General features: G+C 75.0%; 7 protein-coding genes. 6 read left to right on the top strand and 1 reads right to left on the bottom strand.

All coding sequences use genetic code 11. The features are described 5' to 3' along the window. Positions 1-130: 130 nt before the first annotated feature. Positions 131-3,769 (bottom strand): nSTAND1 domain-containing NTPase, encoded by a 3,639-nt coding sequence (locus AC0HI0_RS06660; RefSeq protein WP_480931370.1) that lies wholly within the window; start codon positions 3,767-3,769, stop codon positions 131-133. Between the two features lie 99 nt (positions 3,770-3,868). On the opposite strand from AC0HI0_RS06660, the gene AC0HI0_RS06655 reads away from it, so the two are divergent. From AC0HI0_RS06655 to AC0HI0_RS06630, 6 genes are read left to right on the top strand one after another with little or no spacing between them, the layout of a single operon-like run. Beyond that, the gene (locus tag AC0HI0_RS06655) at positions 3,869-10,888 is read left to right on the top strand and encodes an amino acid adenylation domain-containing protein (RefSeq protein WP_480931369.1); all 7,020 of its coding nucleotides are present in this window, start codon (positions 3,869-3,871) and stop codon (positions 10,886-10,888) included. After that, positions 10,885-11,973, top strand: coding sequence for an FAD-dependent monooxygenase (locus AC0HI0_RS06650; protein ID WP_480931368.1), 1,089 nt, complete (start codon positions 10,885-10,887; stop codon positions 11,971-11,973). The genes AC0HI0_RS06655 and AC0HI0_RS06650 overlap by 4 nt, the downstream gene beginning before the upstream one ends. Further along, positions 11,966-13,249, top strand: coding sequence for a condensation domain-containing protein (locus AC0HI0_RS06645; RefSeq protein WP_480931367.1), 1,284 nt, complete (start codon positions 11,966-11,968; stop codon positions 13,247-13,249). Before AC0HI0_RS06650 ends, AC0HI0_RS06645 begins: the two co-directional genes overlap by 8 nt. After that, positions 13,246-14,091, top strand: a complete 846-nt coding sequence (locus tag AC0HI0_RS06640; protein ID WP_480931366.1) for an SDR family NAD(P)-dependent oxidoreductase — start codon at positions 13,246-13,248, stop codon at positions 14,089-14,091. Before AC0HI0_RS06645 ends, AC0HI0_RS06640 begins: the two co-directional genes overlap by 4 nt. 17 nt (positions 14,092-14,108) lie before the next feature. Then, entirely contained in the window at positions 14,109-15,383 is a 1,275-nt protein-coding gene (locus AC0HI0_RS06635) for a cytochrome P450 (protein WP_480931365.1), read from the top strand. Between the two features lie 51 nt (positions 15,384-15,434). After that, on the top strand, positions 15,435-16,292 hold the full coding sequence (locus AC0HI0_RS06630) for an ADP-ribosylglycohydrolase family protein (RefSeq protein WP_480931364.1): 858 nt from the start codon (positions 15,435-15,437) through the stop codon (positions 16,290-16,292). Positions 16,293-16,665 lie beyond the last annotated feature (373 nt).

Genomic DNA, 16,665 nt, shown 5'->3' with positions numbered 1-16,665 from the left:
AGCGTCGCACGACAACGTATCCGCAGGTGGGGACCGGTGTTCGGGGGTTGTCGTTCGGCACCGGGACGCCGAGCCGAACAACCGCCGGCCCCGATCGGGCGGACGACGGGGGCACCGGGGGAGGTCGGCGTCAGCCGTCGCAGAGCGCCGGACGGGGTTGGGCGTCGTGGAAGTCCACGGACAGGGCGGTGCACAGGGCCGTCACGGCGGCGTCGGTGTCGGTGGTCCACGTCGTGATGGTCTGGTCGCGGGCCACGCTGGCCAGGACCGAGCCGTCCGGGCTCCACGCCAGGTCGGTCACGGTCGCGGTGTGGCCGTAGAGCGTGGCCCAGCGGGTGCCGGTCGCGACGTCCCACAGGGCCACCGTGTCGTTGTGGCCGAGTGAGGCGAGCAGCCGGCCGTCCGGGCTGAACACCACGAACCCGAACTGCGCGGTGGGATCGGTCAGCTCGCCGGTGCGCTCGCCGGTCGCGGTGTCCCACACGACCACCCGGCCGGTCCCCTCGCGGTACGCGGCGGCGGTCAGCCGGGTGCCGTCCGGGCTGTACTCGACCGAGGTGACCTGGCCGTCGTCGATCGCCAGCTCGCCCCGGCCCTCGCCCGACGCGCCCCACAGCAGGACCTTGCCGGTCGCGGTGCCGACCGCCAGGCCCGTCCCGTCCGGCCGGTAGACCAGGTCGAGGGCCGAATCCGCGGGGACGTCGCGGTACGCGCCCGTCCGCACGTCGTGCAGGCGCACGGCACGCCCGTCCACGATCATCGCCAACGTCCGCGAATCGGGGCTGAACGCCAGCTTCTCCACCACGTGGCCCTCCGCGCGGGCGATCACGACCGCGCTCGGCGCGAGGGTAGCGGCGTCGCGCAGCAGCACCTCGCCCCGGTGGGCGGTGGCGATCAGCCTGCCGTCCGGGCTGACCACGGGCCCCCGGGTGTCCAGCGAGGACGTCCCGGAGCCCGGCGCGGCGGCCAGCGGCGTCCGGGTCGCGCGGTCCCACAGCACGAGGCCGCCGTCCGCGCCGCTGCTGACCAGGGTGCGGCCACCGGGGTGGAACGCGACGCCGCTCACCGTGTCGACGTGGCCGAGGAACGGCAGGCGCGCCCGGTCCCACAGCAGGGTGCTGCCGCCCGTGCTGCTGCCCGCCAGGTAGCGGCCGTCCGGGCTGAACACCGCGCCGACCACCTTGTGGTTCTCGCTGCGCACCAGCTGGCCGAGTTTGGCGCGCTGCCGCACGTCCCACACGAACACGTCGCCGCCGACGTCCACCGACACCAGCCGCTCGCCGGCCGCGTCGAACGCGACCCGCAGCACGCTGTCCACGTGGCCGAGGTCGGCGACGTGCCGCCCGGTGGCCACGTCCCACAGGCGCACCGCCCGCCCGGTCCCGGCGGTGGCCAGGGTTGCGCCGTCCGGGCTGACCGCGAGCGAGGTCGGCGCGCCCGCGTCGACCGCGCCGAGCACCGCGCCGTCCCGCCAGAACGCCACCCGGCCCGCGTCGTCGACGAACACCACCCGCCCGTCGGCGGTGAACGCCACGTCGCCGGGCCCGGCGGACAGCACGGCCAGCGGCGCGACCCGGTCGGCGGTCCACAGCCGGGTGCCGGTCGGGCCGGCGGTGGCCAGCACCCGGCCGTCCGGGCTGAACCGGACCCGGCGCACCTCCGCGCCGGCACCGCCCCGCGCCACGACCGCGCGCCCGGCGACGTCCCACACCACGATCCGCCCGTCGGCGTCGCCGAGGGCCAGCCGACGGCCGTCCGCGCTGAACGCGGGCGTCAGGACCTGGCCGAAATCGCCGGAGACGTCGTCCACCCGGGCCCGCCGGGCCACGTCCCACAGCTCGACGTGCCCCGGGCCGCCCGGCGCGGCCAGCAGCCCGCTGTCGGGCGTGAACGCCTGTTCGGCGGACACGTCGAACGGCGCGGGCAGCACGGCGTCGTAGTCGTGCCGCGAGGCGAGGCTGAGCACGGCGCTGCGCGCCTCCACCGTCGGGTGGCTGCCGTACGCCTCCAGGCTCTTGCGCAGGGCGGCGGGCACGTCGCGCCCGGCCAGCGCGCCGGCTTCGGCGGCCAGCCGCTGGGAGTCCGCGATCCGCCCCTGCCGCACGACTTCCGACCCCTGCCGCACCACCACGAACGTGATCAGCGCCGAGACCACCAGCAGCACCGACAGGGCGGCGGTGAGCACCCGCAACTGCCGGTTGCGCCGCACGTGCAGCACGTGGTCCCGCCGCGCGGTGCTGGAACTGGTGTCCAGGAACGACTTCTCGCGGGCGGTCAGGCAGTCGGGCCGGTCCTGGGCCCACTCGGCGGCGACCGCGAGCCGCACGCCCCGGTACAGCGCGCCCGGGTCGCGGCCGATCGCCTCCCACGCCGCCGCGGCCTCGGTCAGCTGGTGGTGCACCCGCAGGCCGTCGCGGTCCTCGGCGAGCCAGCCGCGCAGCCGGGGCCAGTTGCGCAGCAACGCCTCGTGCGCGATCTCGACGGTGTCGCGGTCGACGGTCACCAGCCGCGCGCCGACCAGGGCGTCGAGCACGACGGCCAGGTCCGGGTCGTCGCCCAGCTCGTCCCGGCGCACCCGGCGCTTGCCGTCCTCCACGCCCTCGCCGAGCGTGGTCAGCCGCAGCAGCAACCGCCGGGCCCGGCACCGGCCGTCCTCGTCCAGGGCGGTGAAGACGCGTTCGGCGGTCTGCGCGACCGCGCCGTGGATCCCGCCCGCCGCCTCGTACCCGGCCAGCGTCAACGCGTTGCCGCGCCGTCGCCGCCAGGTCTCCAGCAGGGCGTGCGAGACCAGCGGGAGCATTCCGGGCTGGCCGGTCGCGTCGGCCACGATCCGGGCGAGCAGGACGCCTTCGACGGTGCCGCCGGCGGCCACGGCGGGCCGGCTGATGGCCTGCGACAGCTCGTCGCCGGCCATCGGCCCCACGACGACGTGCCCGTCGGCCAGCGCGTCGGCGAGCCCCGGATCGGCGACGCAGTGGTGGTAGAAGTCGGCGCGCACGCCGAGCACCACGCGCACCCTGCTGTCCTCGCCGCCCGCCGCGCACAGCAGCGCCCGGATGAACGCCGACCGCCGCACCGGGTCGCCGCACAGCGTGAAGACCTCTTCGAACTGGTCCACCACCAGCAGCAGGTCGGTCTCGGCGGGCCGGTCGGCCAGCGCCTCGGCGACGATCGCGGACAGCGCCGCCGGGTCGTCGGCCAGCCGCCGCAGCAGCTCCTCGTGGTTGCGGCCGGTCAGCTGCACGAGCAGGGACGCGGTCTCCCACAGCGGGTTCGCGCCCGGCGTGAGCAGCAGCGCCGGTCCGGGTGCCCGGGGCAGCACACCCGCCCGCAGCAGCGACGACTTGCCCGCGCCGGACACGCCGAACACCACCAGCAGCCGGCGTTCGACGAGGCGGTCGAGCACGTCGCGGATCAGCGCGTCGCGGCCGAAGAACCGCGCGCTGTCGGTCTGCTCGTAGGCGGCCAGCCCGGCGTAGGGCGAGTCGGCGGCGTCGGCTGCGGGCGCGGCCGAGGCCAGTTCGCGCCAGCGCCGCTCCCACTCGGCCACGTCGCCGCCGCACGCGCGCACGTAGCCCAAGGTCACCGGCAGGCTGGGCAGCTTGCGCCCGCCGGCGGCGTCGGACAGCGTCCCGGCGGAGTAGTGGGCGCGCCTGGCCAGCTCCCGGTACGGCGGCGAACCGGCCCGTTCGCGGACCGCGCGCAGCCCGGCGGCGAACCGCAGCAGGGCGTCGTCGCCGTCGTCCAGCGGTCGTTCCCGACGTGGCACAACGCACCTCCCCCAGAGGACCGCGTCATTGTTCCCACGTTGTCGTTCGGTGTCGATAGCGCGAACCCGGACAACCGCCGGGCACTACACATCGCTGCCGTGGACCCAACCGCGTTCGGACTGACCGCGTCCCAACGGGACATCTGGGCGGCGGGATCGCAGCTGCCGGACTCCGCCCAGCACACCTCCGTCGCGCTCGACCGGCTGACCGGCGAGGTCGACCCGACCACCCTCGCCGCCTGCCTGGCCCGTGCGCTGAGCCGCAACGACGCCCTGCGGCTGCGCTTCGACGAGCACGACGGCGTGCCGCACCAGTGGTTCCACCCGGAGCCGGTGGTCGCGGAGGTGGTCGAGCTGCCCGGACGCGCCGAGTGCGAGGCGTGGATCGACGCGCTGTTCCAGCGGGCGTTCCCGCTGCACCGGTCGCCGATGGTGCGCGCCGCGCTGCTCAAGGAGGGCGACGACGCCGTGCACCTGTGCGTCGCGGCGCACCACATCGTCGCCGACGGGTGGGCGTTGCACGAGATCATCACGCAGGTCGTGGCGGACTACGACCACGTGGTGCGCCACGGCACGCCGCTGGACGCGACACCGCCGTCGTTCCGCGAGTTCGTGGAGCGCGACGCGGAGTACCGCGCCTCCCCCGCGTTCGAACACGACCGGGATTTCCACCGGGACGTGCTCGCCGAGGTGGAGCCCGCGTTGTTCACGCGCACGGCGGTCGGGCCGCGCCGGTTCGCCCGCCACCGCTTCGAGCTGACCGCCCACCTCGTGGCGCGGATGCGCGAAGGCGGGCATTCGCCGTTCGCGGTGGTGACCGCCGCGTTCGCGGCCTACCTGTCGCGGATCCTCGGCAGCGACCAGGTGGTGCTGGGCGTGCCCGCGCTCAACCGCAGGACGGTGCGGGAACGGCGGACCGTCGGCCAGTTCGCCACCACCGTGCCGTTGGCGCTGCACGTGTCCGCGACGTCGTCGCTGCGCGAACTCGCTACGGAGGTCCGCACCCGCACCTACGGCCTCAAGCGGCGTGAACGGCTGTCGTTGGGCGATCTGCTGCGCGGCCTCCCGGCCGACGGGGTCGGGCCGCGCCGGCTGTTCGACGTGACCGTCTCGTACATGCACTACCCGCGCCGCTCGCCGGTGCCCGGCGTCACCCGGGACATGGCGGGCCTGGGTCACGCGCACGAGCACGACGCGCTGGCCGTCGTGCTGACCGAGTTCGACGACACCGGCCACGTCGTGGTCGACCTGGAGTACGCGACCGACGTGTTCGACGCGGACTTCCCGATCGAGGCGACCGCCCGGCACGTGCTGGCGCTGCTGGACCACGGGTCGAGCCCCGGCGGACCGCCCGTGGCGACGATCCCGGTGCTGTCCGCCGCCGAACGCGCCCGGCTGACCGGCCGGCCGACACCCGCCCGGGGTCGCGGGACCGTGCACGGGCGGTTCGAGCGGCAGGCCGCGCGGACGCCCGACCGGCTCGCGCTGGTCGGCCCGGACGTGACCTACGCCGAACTGGACGCGCGGGCCGAGGCGGTCGCCACCCGGTTGCGGGCGCTGGGCGTCGGCCGCGAGGACCTGGTGGCCGTGCGGCTGCGCCGGGGGCCGGAGCTGGTCGCGGCGCTGCTGGGGGTGCTGAAGGCCGGCGGCGCGTACCTGCCGGTGGACCCCGACCACCCGGCCGCGCGGCAGGAGTTCGTGCTGGCCGACAGCGGCGCGGTCGCGTTGGTCCACGACTCGGGGGTCGAGCGCCTGGGCGCGGCCGGCGCCGGCGGGCCCGCCGGCGAACGGTCGCCGGCCTACGTCCTCTACACCTCCGGCTCGACCGGACGGCCCAAGGGAGTGCAGGTCGAACACCGGTCGGTGGTCAACCGGCTGGCGTGGATGCAGCACCGCTACCCGATCGGCGCGGACGACGTGCTGGTGCAGAAGACCCCGGTGACGTTCGACGTGTCGGTGTGGGAGCTGTTCTGGTGGTCGTTCGGCGGGGCGCGGGTCGCGTTGCTGCCGCCGGGCGCGGAGAAGGACCCCCGCGAGGTGCTGGAGTTCATCGGCCGCCACGGCGTGACCGTGGTGCACTTCGTGCCGTCGATGTTCGGGCCGTTCCTGGACGAGTGGGTGGCCCGGCCGGAGCTGGGCCGGTCGCTGCGGCGGGTGTTCGCCAGCGGCGAGGCGCTCACCCCGGACCTGGTGGCGCGGTTCGGCCGGATCGCCGGCGACGCCCGGCTGGTCAACCTGTACGGGCCGACCGAGGCGACCGTCGACGTGTCGTTCCACGACTGCGGACCCGCGCCCGACCGGGTGCCGATCGGCCGGGCCATCGACGGCATCCGGCTGAGCGTGCTCGACCGGCACGGCAACCCGCAGCCGCCCGGCGCACCGGGCGAGCTGTGCGTGACCGGCGTCGGCGTCGCGCGCGGCTACCTCAACAGGCCCGACCTGACCGCGCGGCGGTTCGTCGCCGACCCGTTCACGCCCGGCGAGCGGATGTACCGGACCGGCGACATCGCCCGCTGGCTGGCCGACGGTGAACTGGAGTACCTGGGCCGCGCGGACGAGCAGGTCAAGGTCCGGGGCAACCGGGTGGAACCCGGTGAGGTGCGGGCGTGGCTGACCGCGTTCCCCGGTGTCGCGGACGCCGTCGTCGTGCTGCGCGACCAGCGGCTGGTCGCCTACTGCGTGGCCGAGGAGCTGGACGAGGCCGAGGTGCGCGCCCACCTGGCGGCCCGGCTGCCCGAGCACATGGTCCCGGCGCGGTTCGTGCTGCTGGACCGCATTCCGTTGACGGCCAACGGAAAGCTCGACGCCAAGGCGCTGCCCGCGCCGGTGGTCGCCACGCGGGGCACCCCGCCGCGCGACGAGGTGGAGGCGGCGTTGGCCGAGCTGTGGGCGCAGGTGCTGGGCGTGCCGTCGGTCGGCGTGCACGACAACTGGTTCGCGTTGGGCGGCGACTCGATCACCGTGCTGCGGCTGCGGGCCCGCGCGGCGGCGCGTGGACTGCACTTCACGCCCTCCGACGTGCTCGCCCACCCCACGGTCGCGGCCCTGGCGGCGCGCGCGGCCTCCCGGCACGCCGACGAGGACCCGGTGCCGACGCCGTTCGAGCTGGTGGCAGCCGTGGACCGGGCGTCGCTGGGCGACGCCGTGGACGCCCACCCGATGACCGGGTTGCAGCTGGGCCTGCTCTACCACAGCCGTGAACGCGAGAACTCCGCCGTGTACCACGACGTCTTCCGCTACACGCTCGCGATGCCCTGGCGGGAGGCCGATTTCCGGCGGGCGCACGACGCGGTCGTCCACCGGCACCCGGTGCTGCGCTCGTCGTTCGACCCGGCGCGTTCGCTCCAGGTCGTCCACCAGACCGTCCACGGTGGACTGGACGTGGTCGACCTGCGGTCGTTGGACGACGGGGAGGCCGAGGTCGAGATCCGCAAGCACGTGGACGACCGGCGGTCGCACCGCTACGAGTTCGACCGGCCGCCCCTGCACCACCTGCGCGCGCACGTCCGGGCCGACCGGGTGGACCTGGTGTTCGCCTTCCACCACGCGATCCTGGACGGGTGGAGCGTGGCGACCGTGCTGCGCGAGCTGCTGGCGCGCTACCTCGGAGCCGGGGAAACCGGCTCGGAGGAGGCCGAGGTGGCCGCCGGCCCGGCCCGGCACGTGCTCGCCGAACGCCGCGCGACGGCCTCGCCCGAGCACGCCGCGCACTGGCGTGCCGTGCTGGCGGGCACGTCCCCGGCGCAGCTCACGTCGTTGCGCCCGCACGTCCCGGCCGGCGCGGACGAACTCGTGGTGCGGCTGGTGGAACTGCCCGCCGACCTGGACGACGACGTGCGCGCGTTCGCGCGCCGGCACTCCGTGCCGGTGAAGTCGGTCCTGTTCGCCGCGCACTGCCTCACCTTGCGGATGCACCACACCGGTCCCGTGGCCACCGGCCTGGTCACGCACGGCCGGCACGACGACCGGGCGGTCGGGCTGTTCCTCAACACCGTGCCCGTGCGCATCGACCCGACGTCCCGGACGTGGGCGGACGCCGTGCACGACGTGGTGCGCCAGGAACGGGAGGGCCACCCGCACCGCCGCTACCCGTTGAGCGCGATCCAGCGCGACCACGGCGGCCCGGTGCTGGAGACGGCGTTCAACCACGTGCACCCGCACGTGCTGACCGACGTGCTCGCGGACGTGGACCTGCTCGGCTTCGAGGCGTGGGAGGAGACGAGTTTCGCGTTGCTGGTCAACACGATCGTGCACCCGGTCACCCGGCGCACCTGGCTGCGGGTCGACTGCGCCGCAGCCCCGCCCGCCCAGGCCGACCTGGTGGTCGACGCCTACACCCGCGTCCTGGCGCGGATCGCGCGCCGGCCGGACGAGGACGTGGACTTCGCCTTCCTGGCCGAGGACGCCCACGTCGTGGCCACGATCGCGACCCGCCCGCCGGACGCGGCGGCGGTCGAGTTCGGCACGCGGAGCTGGACCTACCGGGAACTCGACGACCTGGCCGGGCGCATCGCCCGCGGCCTCACCGCGACCGGGGCGGGCCCGGGGACGCGGGTCGGCATCGGCCTGGAGCGGTCGTTCGAGATGGTCGCGGCCGTGCTCGGCGTGGCGAAGGCGGGCGCGGCCTGCGTCCCGCTCGACCCGTCCTACCCCCGGCACCGCCGGGACGCGATGGTCGCCAAGGCGAAACCCGCGCGGATCATCGCCACCCCCGCCGACCTGACCGAGCTGCTGCGCCACGACCGCCCCCTCACCCACGAACCTTGCCTGGACGACACGGCGTACGTGCTGTTCACGTCCGGCTCGACCGGCACGCCGAACGGCGTCGTCATGCCCCACCGCGCGTTGGCGAACCTGGTGCGCCACGGTCGTGACGCCGCCACCGGCACGACGCTCCAGTACGCGCCGCTGAGTTTCGACGTCTCGTTCCAGGAGATCTTCTCCACCCTGTGCGCGGGCGGCACCCTCCGGCTCGTGTCCGAAAAGGACAGACGAGACCCGCGAACGCTGCTGGAGACCCTGAACGGCGTGGACCGGGTGTTCCTCCCCTACGTCGCCCTGCGGCAGCTCGCCGAAGCCGCCGTCGCCCTGGACCGGATCCCGCGATCACTGCGCACGATCATCTCCTCCGGCGAGCAGTTGCGCGTCACCGAGGAGATCCGCGCCCTGTGCGCGGCCCTGCCCGGCATGACCCTGGAGAACCAGTACGGGCCGACGGAGACCCACGTGGCGACCAGCCACGCCATGACCGGCGACTTCCCCGCCCTGCCCCCGATCGGCAAGCCGCTGGCGGGCCTGCGCGCGGTGGTGCTGGACGACCGGATGCGCCCCGCACCGCCCGGCACCAGGGGCGAGATCCACCTGGGCGGCAAGGGCCTGGCCACCGGCTACGCCGACGACCCCGACCTCACCGCGCGCCGCTTCGTCACCGACCCGGCCACCGGCGACCGCCTCTACCGGACCGGCGACATCGGCACGACCCTGCCCACCGGCGAGCTGGTGCACCTGGGCCGGGTGGACGACCAGGTCAAGATCAGGGGCTTCCGGGTGGAACCCGCCGAGGTCGAACTGGCCATCGCCGCACTCGGCGTCGGCGAGGTCGCGGTGGTGGCCCACGACGACCACCTGGTCGCCTACCTGGTCGACACCGGAAACTGTCGGTGGCCCGTGGGACAATCGAACCGGGGGCCGGAGGCCACGACCACCCACGCCGACCAGTCCCCCGAACCCGTCCCCAAGGCCGTCTCCGACACCGGGACCGGACCCGACACCGACACCGGGGCTGGGGCCGGGACCAACACCGGGACCGGAGCTGGGGCTGGGGCTGGACCCGACACCGCGACCGGGACTGGGACTGGGACCGACACCGGGGCCGGATCCAGCGCCGGGACGGACCTCCGCGCGGCCTTGCACGCCACCCTGCCCGAACACCTGGTGCCGACGCGCTTCGAATGGCTCCCCGAGCTGCCCCGCACCCCCAGCGGCAAACGCGACGACGCCGCGCTGCGCCGCCTCGCCGCGACCCGCCGCGCCACCCCGACCCGGCAGGCCGCCCGACCGGCCGACGAGCACGAGCGCGTCCTCACCGAGATCCTGGCCGACCTGCTCGGCGTCCCCGGAATCGGTCCGCACGACGACTTCTTCGAGCACGGCGGCACGTCGCTCACCGCGATGCGGCTGGCCGTCCTCGTCGAGCAGCGCTACGGCACCCACCTACCCCTGGCCACCCTCGTCGCCGCCCCGACCGCCGCCGCCCTCGCCGACCGCCTGCGCGCCGGGCAGCCGACGTTCGACCCGCTGGTCCCGCTGCACCCGCACGGCACGCGCCCGCCGCTGTTCCTGGTGCACCCCATCGGCGGCAACGTCCTGTGCTACCTCCCGCTGGCCCGCCACCTGCCCGCCGACCGCCCCTGCTACGCGCTCCAGGCCGCCGGCTGCGACCCCGGCACCGAGCCGCTGCACTCCGTGCCCGACCTGGCGGACAGCTACCTCGACGCGATCCGCAAGGTGTGGCCGACCGGCCCGTACGTGCTGGCCGGGTGGTCGTTCGGCGGGTTCGTGGCCTTCGAGATGGCCCGCCGGCTGCGCGCATCCGGTGCCGAGGTCGAGCGGCTGGTCCTGCTGGACACCATCGCGCTGGCGCCGGGGCCGCGCACCGACGTGCCGCCGGAGGCCCTGCTGGACTGGTTCGCCCGCGAACTGCTGTGGCTGCGCGACGAGTCGGTCACGCTGCCCGACACCACCGAGGACGGCCGGATCGACCACCTCGCCGAGCGGGCGGTCGCCGCCGGCGTCCTGCCGCCCGGCAGTCCCGCCGCCGCGGTGCGCCGGCTGTTCCGGGTGTTCCGGGCGCACTGGCGGGCCACCCTCGACTACCACCCGGCGGTGCTCGCCGAGGACGTCGGGCTGATCCGCGCCGCCGCGCCCCTGCCCGGCCCGCTGGAGCCCGCCCACCGGGCCGCCGGGACGCTGCACCGCGACCCGGCCAACGGGTGGGGCGGCCTGACCAGCGGCTTGCTCGACGTGCTGGACGTGCCCGGCGACCACCTCGACATGATGCGCGAACCGAACGTGCGCGAGGTGGCGCGGGCGCTGACCGAACTGGTGGACCGGCGGTGAGGGCGCTGATCGCGGGCGCGGGCATCGGCGGTCTCGCGCTGGCCTCGGCGCTGCGCCGGGCGGGCGTCGAGGTGGTGGTCTTCGAGCGGGCCCGGGAGCTGCGGCCGGCCGGCACCGGGCTGTCGGTGATGAGCAACGGCCTGGCCGCGCTGCGGTCGTGCGGGATCCGGCTGGACGCCGCCCAGCCGATCGAGCGCTTCGAGCTGCTCACCCACGACGGCCGGCCGCTGCGGACCGTGCCGCTCGGGGTGACCACCGCGCGGCTCGGCGTGCCCAGCGTGTGCCTGAGCCGCGCCGACCTCCAGGCCGCGCTGCTCGCGGCAGCCGGGCCGGTCGTGCTGGGCACCGCCGTGCAGGGGTTCGACCACGACGCGACGGGGGTGCGCGTGCGGCTGAGCGACGGCGAGGCGCGCGGTGACGTGCTGATCGGCGCGGACGGGTTCCGCTCGGCGGTGCGCCGGCAGCTCGCCGGGCCGCAGCCGCCCCGCGACGCCGGGTACCGCTGCCTGCTGGCGACCACGTCGTTCCGCCACGACCGGGTCACCCGGGGCTACGTCGGCCACTACTGGGGCCGGGGGCGGCGGTTCGGGCTGGTGGACCTCGGTGACCGGGTCTACTGGTGGGCCACCGGGAACGACGGCCTCGACGACTCGTTCGAGGGGTGGGCGGAGGAGGTCGTGGCGACCGTCGCGGCGACCCCGCCCGAGGACGTGGTCGAGGTGCGCGGGGCGGACCGGCCGTTCCTGCGCCGGTGGGGTGCCGGGCCGGTGACGCTGCTGGGGGACGCGGCGCACCCGATGCTGACCAGCCTCGCCCAGGGCGCGGGGATGGCGGTCGAGGACGCGGCGGTCCTGGCCCGGCACCTGACCGGGAGCGCCGGACCGCGGCAGGCGTTGCGGGACTACGAGGACGAGCGCAGGGCGCGCACCAGGGCGATGGTGCGGACGTCCCGGTTGCTCAGCCGGGTCGAGCAGGCCGACCGCGCGGCGTGGTTGCGGGACGCGGTGTTCCGGCTGCTGCCGACGCGGGTCCTGGTGCGGCAGAACGATTCCGCGCTCGCCTGGGCGGGGGCGCGCCGTGGCTGAGGTGAACCGGCCGCTGAGCCCGGTGGAGCGCTGGTACTGGATCGCCGAGCAGTACTCGGCGCTCAACGTCGTGGCCCGCGTCCGGGTGCACGGCGACGTGGACGCGGCGTCGCTGCGCGAGGGGCTCGACCGGTTGCAGGCCCGGCATCCGCTGCTGCGCACGACGATCACCGCCGACGCGTCCGGCGGCGACCCCGCGTTCGTCGCGGGCGCGCCGCCGATCCCGCTGCGGGAGGCGTCCGGCGACTGGGTGCGCGAGACCGACGAGCGGGAACTGGCCGAACGGCTCGACCTGCGCCGGGGGCCGTTGGCGCGGGCCGTGGCCGTGGCCGTCGCACCCGGTGTGCACGACCTGCTGTTGACCGTCTCGCATTGCGTCGCCGACGCGATCACCGTGCTGTCGCTGGCCCGGGAGTGGGTGGAGGCGGCGCTCGGGCAGGTGCACGGCGAGCTGCCCGCGCTGCCCGCTCCCGAAGACCTGTTCCCGGCGCGGCACCGGGCGTTGCGCGGCACGGTCGGCGCGGCGGCGCGGGCGTTGTCCGACCAGCGGAAGCTGCGGCGGGCGGACGTGCGCCGCCTGGTGCCCACCGAACCGGTGGACGATTCCCGGCGACGCACCCGCCTGGTGCACCGCGAGTTGTCGCCGGCACAGCTGGGGTCGCTGCGGGAGGCGTGCAAGCGGCACGGGTCGACCGTGCACGGCGCGCTCGCCGCCGCGATGATCACGGCGGTCGCCCACGACGCGGGGATCGACCGCCCGTGCCACTACGGGATCGGGTCGCCGATCGACTTCCGGGGCGAGGTCGGGCTCTCCGACCGGGACGCGGGCGCGTACATCGCCACCGTCCCGTCGTTCGCCGCCTACCGCCCGGGCGGCGACTTCTGGCAGTTGGCGACGGAGCTGAGCCGGGACGTGGCGCTGCGGCGGAGCCGGGGCGACCACTTCTCGGTGATCAACCTGCTGCGGTGGGCGTGCCCGGCGGGCCCGGCGGACAGCGAGTCGTTCCGGCGGCTGGTGGAAGCGCGGGGGCCGGGCAACCTGTGCCTGTCGAACGTGGGCGTGCACGACTTCCCCGACCGGATCGGGCCGTGGCGGCTGTCCGGCGCGCAGTTCACCACCGGCCTGTCGATCAGCGGCTACCTCGCGGCCGCGGTGAACACCAGCCACGGCGCGCTGCACTGGAACTTCTCGCACGTCGAGCACGCGGTGCCCGCCGACCGGGCGCGGCGCATCGCCGACCACAGCGTCACAACCGCACTGGAAGGGTTGGCATGAAACGGATCTCGCCGGACGGCCGGGCCGTCGTCGTCACCGGGGCGTCCTCCGGGCTGGGCCGGGAGTGCGCGCTGCACCTGGACCGGCTCGGGGTCCGGGTGTACGCCGGGGTGCGCCGCGAGGCCGACGGGCGCGCGCTGGAGGCCGCGTCCACCGGCCGGCTGCGGGCGCTGCCGCTGGACATCACCGACCAGGACTCGGTGCGCGCCGCGGTGCGGACCGCCACCGAGGTGTGGGGCGTGGTCAACAACGCCGGCACCTGCGTCCCCGGCCCGTTGGAATGCCTGACCCCGCAACGGTTGCGCGAGCAGCTGGAGGTCAACGTGGTCGGCACGGCCACCGTGACGCGGGCGTTCCTGCCGCTGGTGCGCGCGGCGCGCGGTCGGATCGTCAACGTCAGCTCGGGACTGGGCCGGGTGGCGTCGCCCTACCTCGGCGCGTACGCCGCGTCGCAGTTCGCCAAGGAAGCCATGAGCGACGCGCTGCGGCGCGAGGTGCGGCCGTTCGGGGTGGCGGTGTCCGTGGTCGAGCCGGGCGCGATCCTGACCCCGATCTGGGGCAAGATCGCCGCCCAGGACGCGTCGGTGGACGACGCCGAACCCGAGGTCGCCGACCTGTACCGCCGGTCGTTCCGGGGTTTCCTGGCCGCCAACGACCAGCGCGCGCGGTCCAGCCGCACCACCCCGCACCGGTTCGCCCGAGCCGTCGAACACGCCCTGCTGGCGGCCCGTCCGAGGATCCGCTACCGGGTCGGGCCGGACGCGCGGCTGGCCGCCGTGATCGCCCGCCTGCTGCCCGACGCCGCCGTGGACGCGGCGTTCGCCACGACCACCTCCCGCTGACCCAGGACAGGACCGCCATGCGCACGCTGCAACTCCGGGCCATGCTGCTCGGTTTCGACGCCGTCACGCGCACCCGCGCGTGGCAGGGCGACCCGCTGGCCAGGGTCGTGTCGGCCAAGCCCGGCACCGACCCGTACCCGATCTACGAGCAGGCGCGCCGGCAGGGCCCGCTCAGCCGCAGCAGGCTCGGCCTGCACGTCACCGCGTCACACCGGGTGGGCGACGCGATCCTGCGCGACCCGAGGTTCGGCGTGGACACGCGGGCCGCGTTGATGGACATGAAGATGCTGTTGCGCGACGCGAAGGGCCGCCGGCCCGTCCACCCCGTGGACGACTCGTTCATCGCCCTCGACCCGCCGCGCCACACCCGGCTGCGCCGCGCGGTCGCGCCCTGGTTCACGCCGCGCGCCATGCGCGAGCTGACGCCCACCGTGGAGAAGGTGATCACCGGGTTCCTCGACGACTTCGCCGGCCGCGACGAAGCCGACCTGGTCCACGAGTTCGCCGCCCGCATCCCGATCCGCATCATCTGCGAGCTGTTCGGCATCGAGTCGGTCGACTACCCGAGGTTCACCCGGTGGGGCGCCGTCCTGGGCCCCACCCTCGACGGCGTGCGGTCGGTGGCGGAGCTGAGGCGGGTGCGCGAAACCCTGGTGGACGTGGAGGCGTACTTCACCGACCTGATCGACCGACGCCGCCGCCACCCCGGCGACGACCTGGTCAGCGGCGTGATCCAGGCGCACGGGGGCGAGACCGGCTGGGCCCGGGAAGACCTGCTGGCGACCGTGGAACTGCTGATGCTGGCGGGCTACGAGACCACCCTGAACCTGATCGGCAACGCGGCCCTGGTCCTGCTCACCGACGACACCGCGCGCCGGCGGCTCCTGGCGGACCCCGACATCGCGCCGAACCTGATCGAGGAGGTCCTGCGCTGGGACTCCTCGGTCCAGTACACCGTCCGCGCCGCCACCGAACCGGTGACCGTCGAGGGCGTCGACCTGCCGGCGGGCGCGATGGTCGTGGTGCTGCTGGGCGGCGCCAACCGGGACCCGGAGGTGTTCCCCGATCCGCGGACCCTGGACCCGGACCGCCCCAACGCGCGCGACCACCTGTCGTTCTCCTCGGGCATCCACTACTGCGTCGGCGCGGGCCTGGCCCGCCTCGAAGCCGCCACCGCGATGCGCCTGCTGCTCCAGCGCTTCCCCGACGTGCACCTGTCCGGCCCGGTGGAACGGCTCCCGTCCCGCAACATCCGGGGCGCGATCAGGCTGCCCGTCCGGCTGAGGGCGTGAGCGGGCCCAAATGGAATTGCGGTCGTCCGCCGCGATAACGACCATGACCGCGTGGACTACGAGATGTCGTTGCGCGGCTTGGCCTTGGGTGACTCGTTCGGTGAGCAGTGGTTCTCCTACCCTGCCCGCACGCGCGCGCAGGCCGTCGCCGAGCGCCGCCTGGTCGAGGGCCCGTGGCCGTGGACCGACGACACCGCGATGGCGCGGTCGGTGGTCCACGTGCTGCGCGAGTTCGGCGAGGTGGACCAGGACGCGTTGGCGCGCGCGTTCGCTGCGGCCTACCAGGAAGACCCGCACCGCAAGTACGGCGGCTCCATGCACCAGGTGCTCCGGGCGATCCACGACGGAGCCGACTGGCGCACGGTGACCGCCGGCGTGTTCGACGGCCTGGGTTCGTGGGGCAACGGCGCGGCGATGCGCGTCGCGCCCCTGGGCGTGTGGTTCGCCGACGATCTGCCCGCCGTGGTCGAGCAGGCCGGGAAACAGGCCGTGGTGACGCACGCGCACCCGGAAGCGGAAGCCGGCGCGATCGCCGTGGCCGTCGCGGCGGCCGTGGCGGCGAACGGCGTCCGCCCCGAGGACCTGATCACCGCCGTCCTGGACCACACGCCGGACAGCGAGGTGGCCACCGGCCTGCGCCGCGCCGCACGCATGCGGTTCGCCCTGGACCCGAGGAACGCCGCCGGAACCCTGGGCAACGGCAGCAGCCTCTCCGCCCCCGACACCGTCCCCTACGCCGTGTGGTGCGCCGCCCGGCACCTGGACGACCTGCCGGAAGCCCTGTGGGCGACCGCGTCGGCGTGCGGCGACAGCGACACGACCTGCGCCATCGTCGGGGGCATCGTCGCCGCCCGGACCGGCCTGGCCGCCGTGCCCGCGCAGTGGACCCCCGAGCCGCTCCCCGCCTGACCACGGGCCGGCGGGGCGCGGTGCCGACCGCGCCCCGCGCGCGGTCGGCAATTTCCGCGCGCGCCGGACCGCGCAGTGCTTTTGCCGACGAATAGTCGCACTACGGACAGGTCCCGGGGAATTCGAGCAACCCTCGCGGGACGTGCTTCCCGCGGTTCGGAGTTGCAGCCGGTACCGCCCTTTGCGCGGCATTCCCGTACGCCGGACAGTCGTGTCGATACAACACCGATCGGTTGCGGCAACACAGAAGTCGCAAGCCCCGCACGAATACGGTCGGTGTGATCACGACACGTCGAATAACCGGACACCGTAGGCCGAAAAACGAGGCCCGAACGGGTGAAGGTCCGCGCTATCCCATCAAGTTGTGCCCTGA

The organism is Saccharothrix sp. NBAS 001, assembly GCF_056640475.1.
This window is presented reverse-complemented; position numbering and strand designations above follow the sequence as displayed.

Excerpts from the sequence above, each read along its gene's own strand:
- AC0HI0_RS06640 (WP_480931366.1), top strand. The coding sequence starts at position 13,246 with ATGAAACGGATCTCGCCGGACGGCCGGGCCGTCGTCGTCACCGGGGCG.
- AC0HI0_RS06635 (WP_480931365.1), top strand. The coding sequence starts at position 14,109 with ATGCGCACGCTGCAACTCCGGGCCATGCTGCTCGGTTTCGACGCCGTC.